The organism is Paenibacillus sp. 598K (genome assembly GCF_003851045.1).
GTDB lineage: Bacteria > Bacillota > Bacilli > Paenibacillales > Paenibacillaceae > Paenibacillus_D.
Window position 1 is genome coordinate 1 of record NZ_BFBX01000002.1, and the last position, 3995, is coordinate 3995.

3 protein-coding genes and 7 tRNA genes are annotated in these 3995 nt (G+C 58.3%); all 10 read left to right on the top strand.

The genetic code is table 11. From position 1 onward, the window contains the following. Nucleotides 1–69 precede the first annotated feature (69 nt). A tRNA-Asn gene (locus PA598K_RS00635) sits at nucleotides 70–145 on the top strand. Between the two features lie 5 nt (nucleotides 146–150). Further along, nucleotides 151–226 (top strand) — tRNA-Thr (locus tag PA598K_RS00640). Between the two features lie 8 nt (nucleotides 227–234). Then, nucleotides 235–309: transfer RNA gene (locus PA598K_RS00645), tRNA-Glu, on the top strand. Between the two features lie 6 nt (nucleotides 310–315). Beyond that, nucleotides 316–391 (top strand) — tRNA-Val (locus tag PA598K_RS00650). Between the two features lie 8 nt (nucleotides 392–399). Then, nucleotides 400–474: transfer RNA gene (locus PA598K_RS00655), tRNA-Gln, on the top strand. Nucleotides 475–488: 14 nt separating this feature from the next. Further along, a tRNA-Lys gene (locus tag PA598K_RS00660) sits at nucleotides 489–561 on the top strand. 13 nt (nucleotides 562–574) lie between these two features. After that, a tRNA-Leu gene (locus PA598K_RS00665) sits at nucleotides 575–655 on the top strand. A 186-nt stretch (nucleotides 656–841) separates the two neighbouring features. Further along, nucleotides 842–1237: a globin domain-containing protein gene (locus tag PA598K_RS00670; RefSeq protein ID WP_128655005.1), complete on the top strand. Its 396-nt coding sequence runs from the start codon at nucleotides 842–844 to the stop codon at nucleotides 1235–1237. A gap of 141 nt (nucleotides 1238–1378) precedes the next feature. Beyond that, nucleotides 1379–2416 carry a LacI family DNA-binding transcriptional regulator gene (locus PA598K_RS00675; RefSeq protein ID WP_128655002.1) on the top strand — a complete coding sequence of 346 codons (1038 nt, stop codon included), beginning with the start codon at nucleotides 1379–1381 and terminating at the stop codon, nucleotides 2414–2416. 207 nt (nucleotides 2417–2623) lie between these two features. Then, a partial coding sequence (locus tag PA598K_RS00680) for a glycoside hydrolase family 38 N-terminal domain-containing protein (RefSeq protein WP_446674093.1) occupies nucleotides 2624–3995 on the top strand: 1372 nt, incomplete at its 3' end.

Here is a 3995-nt window from a genome sequence, read left to right on the forward strand (position 1 = left end):
CAGCTAAGATTGACCTTTTGCTTGACTTTCGCATCCAGTTTTCAGTGTGCAAGCGCTGAATTGTTCCATTCCCTGATAGCTCAGTTGGTAGAGCACTCGACTGTTAATCGAGTTGTCACAGGTTCGAGTCCTGTTCGGGGAGCCATATTTGCTCTCATAGCTCAGTAGGTAGAGTGCATCCATGGTAAGGATGAGGTCACCGGTTCGATCCCGGTTGAGAGCTCCATTTTTCTAGGCCCGTTGGTCAAGGGGTTAAGACACCTCCCTTTCACGGAGGTAACAGGGGTTCGAATCCCCTACGGGTCACCATAACGAGGACGCTTAGCTCAGCTGGGAGAGCATCTGCCTTACAAGCAGAGGGTCGGCGGTTCGATCCCGTCAGCGTCCACCATATGCTGTTGGGGCATAGCCAAGCGGTAAGGCAACGGACTTTGACTCCGTCACCCCTAGGTTCGAATCCTAGTGCCCCAGCCATTTTTTTGTTTTATGAGCCATTAGCTCAGTTGGTAGAGCACCTGACTTTTAATCAGGGTGTCGAAGGTTCGAGTCCTTCATGGCTCACTTTTTTTCACTCGCGCATGTGGCGGAATTGGCAGACGCACTAGACTTAGGATCTAGCGCCTTTGGCGTGGGGGTTCAAGTCCCTCCATGCGCATATCGTAATACGACCCTTAACTCATCATGAGCGAAGGGTTTTTTTGTTTTTCATAACCTTTCAGGGCGTTAACTTTACGGGTGGATTATCCTTTGTGTGACCCGCATCACAGCAGCCTGACGACTCTGCTTCTATGATAAAGAGTGTAGTTTGACACTTGTTTATCAAGCGGAGGGGATGTACGTGATCCAGCCAGAAGTCGAAACCTTGTATGAAGCGGTCGGAGGCAAGGAGACGATCTATAGATTGGTCAAAGCCTTTTACCCCAGAGTGTATTGCGATCCCGATCTGTCGCCGTTGTTCCCGGAAGGTATCGATGAGATCATGCAAAAGCAATATTTGTTCCTCACTCAGTTTACAGGTGGTCCCGCGCTTTACTCCGAGCAGCATGGCTCGCCGCAGATGCGATACCGTCATATGGCCTTTCAGGTGACGCCACGCAGAGCGGCTGCTTGGCTGCGTTGTATGCGCGAAGCGATGGACGAGATCGGACTGACGGGCAAGACCAGAGACATATTGTATGATCGACTCAGTCAGGTGGCCCGGATTATGGTCAACTCGTCGGATGATCGGGAGAAGTAGACGACCATCCGAAGCCACCAACCCAACAGACCAGCCTTTAATTTCACGCAGGGCGTGGCTTTGAAGGCTTTTTCTTGACGACATATATTTCTGCTTGCGACGAGTTTTGACACGTGTTATCCTAAGTGCGAGGTGATTGCCATGAAGAAACGGGTCACAAGCCATGATGTCGCTCGGCTGTCAGGCGTCTCGCGCGGCGTTGTCTCGGCCGTCATCAACGGCACGCCCGGCATTCGCGTCAGCGAAGAGAAGCGGCAGCGCGTGCTGGAGGCGATCGCGGAGTTGAATTATACCGTCGACGCACAAGCTCGCAGCATGCGCATCGGCAGGAGCGAGTGTATCGCTGCCTATGGCAATCTGGACAACCCATTATTCCTTCAGGTGATCCAGGGTGTGCAGCAAGTATGCATCGAACGCGGATACCATCTGCTCCTCTACGGGCATACCAAGGAGGAGGAGCGCCAGCGCTCGCTGATCGAGCTGTACAATCAGCGCCGCATCGACGGTCTGCTGACCAAGGATGTAACCGGGTACAATAATGTCGAATGGATCGAGCGCGTCCACCAGGCGGGCGTGCCCTACGTATCTGTCGAAGGCTACCCCGAGCGCGCAGACGTGACATCGGTACTGATGGACTATGAAGCGAGTATCCGGATGGCGGTGGAGCATTTACATACTGCGACTGGGCGTCAGCCGATCTATATCGAGCAGTACAATCCGCCCGTCTACGCGCCCAACTGGGGCGATGTGCGCCGCCGATCGGCCTACGTCGCCTGGATGCGGGAGCATGGCTGGGAGCCGGTTATCCATCAGGTGTGCGACGACGGCACGGATCAAGCGGAGTGGTGGGATGGGCTGCTCGCGGGCTGTGAGGGTGGCGCAGCGCTGCTGACCAACTGGTCGAGCGGCAGCCGCCATTTGTACGAGGCTGCTTATCGGCTCGGACGTTACGTCGGCAGCGATCTGTACGTGATGGCGGCGGACAACACCCAGCACGTCAACGACTACCTCGTGCCGCCGTTATCGGCTGTCGAGGTGCCCTATCTGGAGATGGGCCGGGCGGGGGCGGTCAGGCTGCTAGACATGATTGAGGCGCAACAGCCGGAGCCCGCCAAGCTCTGGGTGCCCCCGGCATTGTGCGTCCGGGCAAGTACTGCTTCTGCAGGGAGCGGCGGCTAGCGCTTCCTGGCAGGCGCTCCTTAGTAGGACACGATTCGCAGTGGGTCGTTCCTGGGTAGAACGCTCACCAGTAGGTCGTCCCGCGATTCTAACGCTCGCGGGAGAGCAGTCGAGAAAGGGGAATTATGCCGATAGGATGCGCTCGCCAGGATTCACTATGCCTTATGATAACACGTTATATCTCATATTCTCGAAGGAGGAACAACGATGTTTTGGACCAAGGAAAAGCTGCAGGATCGACTCAATATGCTGGAGCCGCTGCGCTATCGCGACAGCTTGGAGCTGGCGTGTCGCTGGCTTGATGACGAGGAAGGGGCGATCGGCGCGCTGCCGCCTCATCCGGCGGACGCTGTTCCTGTCGAGCTCGGCACTCGTTGGCGGGGCAAGGATCGCTACATCTGGCTGATGGCCGATGCGGCGATCCCGGCGGCCTGGCAAGGCCGCAAGGTGCTGGGCCGCTTCAACTTCGGCATCGGCGCCGGCACCAGCGGCTTCGAGTCGCTGCTGTTCGTGGACGGCGAGCCGTACCAGGGCGTCGATACGAATCATCAGGAGGTATTCTTCCCGGCGGATGCGGCAGGGAGCAGCTTGCAGCTGGCGTTCCGACTCTGGTCGGGGCTGGGCGGCTATCAGAGCCAGGCCGTGCTGGAGCATCAGCTGCAGCAGGCGGAGCTGTGCTGGCTCGACGAGGCGGTCGACGATCTGTACTATACGGCGAAGGCGATGCTGGCGACGGTGCGCGAGCTGTCCGAGCAGACGGCGGAGCATCATGAGCTGCTGTCGGCGCTCGACCGGGCGTTCCGGCTGCTCGACTGGTCGCGCCCCGGCTCGGACGCCTTCTACCAGTCGGCCGAGGCGGCGCAGCAGCTGCTCCGCGACACGTTGAACGGGCTGCCCAAGCATCATCCGGTGACGGTCCAGTGCATCGGCCATACGCACATCGACGTCGCTTGGCTGTGGCGTCTGCAGCATACGCGGGAGAAGTCGGCGCGCTCCTTTGCCACCGTACTACGACTGATGGAGCAAGACCCGGAGTATGTCTTCCTGCAGACGCAGCCGCAGCTGTATGAGTATATCAAGAAGGACTACCCGGCGATCTACGCAGGCATCCAGCAGCGGGTAGCGGAGGGCCGCTGGGAGGCGGGCGGGGCGATGTGGCTGGAGGCCGACTGCAATCTCTCCTCCGGCGAATCGCTCGTCAGACATTTGCTGCACGGTATCCGTTTCTTCGACCGCGAGTTCGGGGCGAGCTGTGATTACCTGTGGCTGCCCGACGTCTTCGGCTATAGCTGGGCGCTGCCGCAGATCCTCGTCAAGAGCGGCATCAAGACGTTCATGACGACCAAGATCAGCTGGAATCAATACAACCGGATGCCGCATGACACCTTCACCTGGCGCGGCATCGACGGCACCGAGATTCTAACGCACTTCATCACGACCCCGGACCCCGGCGGGTCTGAGGGCAGCTTTTACTACACGTACAACGGCGCGATCATGCCGGAGACGATCCAGGGCATCTGGGACGCTTATCGGGACAAAAACATCAACCGCAAGCTGTTGCTCGCTTACGGCTACGGCG